Origin of the sequence: Halostella sp. PRR32 (assembly GCF_034808085.1) — an archaeon.
Lineage (GTDB): Archaea > Halobacteriota > Halobacteria > Halobacteriales > Natronoarchaeaceae > Halostella > Halostella pelagica.
Window position 1 is genome coordinate 1 of record NZ_JAXHGL010000168.1, and the last position, 263, is coordinate 263.

General features: G+C 72.2%; 1 pseudogene. It reads right to left on the reverse strand.

The window, feature by feature from the left end:
* A pseudogene (locus SM753_RS20775) lies at positions 1-263 on the reverse strand (PAS domain-containing protein); the annotation flags it as partial.

Here is a 263-nt window from a genome sequence, read left to right on the forward strand (position 1 = left end):
TTCGCCCGCGAGTTCGCCCGGTTCGTACCCGAGGACGGCCTCGACGGTCCCGGAGACGCGCTCGAACAGCCCGTCCGCGTCGAGCCGGAACACGATGTCGAACGCCGCGTCGGTGACGTTCCGGAGGCGGCGTTCGGTGCGTTCGAGCGCTTCGATGCGTTCGCGTTCGTCGCTGACGTCCCGGAAGACGGCGACGACGAGCGTGCGGCCGTCGACCGTGACGGTGTCGGCGCGGAGGGCGACCGGGACGGTCTCGCCGCGGC